Consider the following 1,455-nt stretch of genomic DNA (forward strand, 5'->3'; position numbering starts at 1 on the left):
GTTTCTTCGCCACTGGCCAGGCGTGTGGTTTCAGCGGTGGCTCGGCCGTAGGTATCGCGGGTGTAGGTGATGGTGGCAGCCGGGTTAGTGATGCTGGTCAGACGGCCGAAGGGGTCGTAGTCAAACAGTGTGGTGCCGGAGGCATCCTCGATGCTGGTGGTCAGTCCCAACTGGTTACGGGTGGTGGTTGTGCCTGCTGGGGTGGTCACATTGGTGATGAGTCCGTCGGGGCTGGTTGTGTTGGTGGTGACGATACCGTTGTAGTCGGTTTGGTGGGTGATGTCCCCGTCGAGGTTGTAGGTGTAGGTCCAGGTGTGGCCGTCGGCGTTGGTGATGGCCACGGGTTGCATTTGGGTGTTGTAGGTGATGGTGGTGGTCGCGCCAGTGGCGTCGGTGGTGGTGATGGGTTTGTCGAAGACGGTGTAGGTGGTTGTGGTGGTCGCACCGGTTTCGTTGGTGGTGGTCAGTTGGTTGCCTTCGCCGTCGTAGGTGGCGGTGAGGGTGGTGCCATCAGGATGGGTGAGTGTGGTGGGCCAGCCTTCGGGGGTGTAGTCGATACGGGTGGTGTTGCCGTCTGGGGCGAGGGTGTCAGTGACCAGGCCTCGTACGTTGAGGGTGTGGCTGGTGCGGCGGCCGGCGGGGTCGGTGATGGCGATGGTGCGGCCGGCGTTATCGCAGTCGATGTGGGTGGTGGCCCCATCGGGGGTGGTGATGCTGGCAGGGGTGATGCCGGTGACGCGGTAGTCGTAGGTGTAGGTGGTGGTGGCTCCGTCGGCGGTGGTGATGGCGGTGGTCATGCCGAAGGTGTCGACTTGGTAGTCGGTGGTGTGTCCGTCGCGGCCGGTGATGCGTACGGGCATGCCCCAGGTGCCGGGTTCGATGGTTGTGGTGGTCCCATCAGGGTAGGTGGTGTTGACGATGAGGTCGTTGTCGTCGTAGGTGTAGCAGGTGGTAGCACCGGCGGTGTTGGTGATGGTGGATGGGAGGTGGTGGTTGGTGTAGGTGGTGTCTTGGATACCACCTTCGGGGGTGGTGATGCGCCAGACGTCGCCTGAGGCGGTGGCGCGGTAGACGGTGGGGCGGATGTCGCCGAGGAGGTCGTCGGTCAGCCAGTCGGTGGGGATGGTCCAGTTGGTGGTGGTGTCGCGGTTGGTGGTGCGGCCGCGGCCGGTCAGGCCTGCTTCGTCGAGTCCACCGTTGAGGAGGGCTTGGTAGAGGGGGAGGTGGTGGAGGCGGTCGAGGTAGGTGTCAACGACGCTGTCGCCGAGTTCCAGAGGGTCGCCGGTGAAGTCGCCAGCGGTTTCGATGAGAACGCAGACGGTACCACCGACGGGTGCATCATCGCCGGTGTCGTCGCCCCAGTAGAGGATGTTGGGGACCATACCACCGGTGCCGACTTGGGCGGTGACACGTCCGTGGCCATCGTAGCGGTAGTGATACGCAGCACCATTTCGG

General features: G+C 63.8%; 1 pseudogene. It reads right to left on the reverse strand.

Annotation, left to right across the window (positions count from 1 at the left end):
- Positions 1-1,455, reverse strand: a pseudogene (locus HMPREF2678_RS10425) (RHS repeat protein); the annotation flags it as partial.

The sequence above is a fragment of the Corynebacterium sp. HMSC058E07 genome (genome assembly GCF_001809885.1).
Lineage (GTDB): Bacteria > Actinomycetota > Actinomycetes > Mycobacteriales > Mycobacteriaceae > Corynebacterium > Corynebacterium macclintockiae.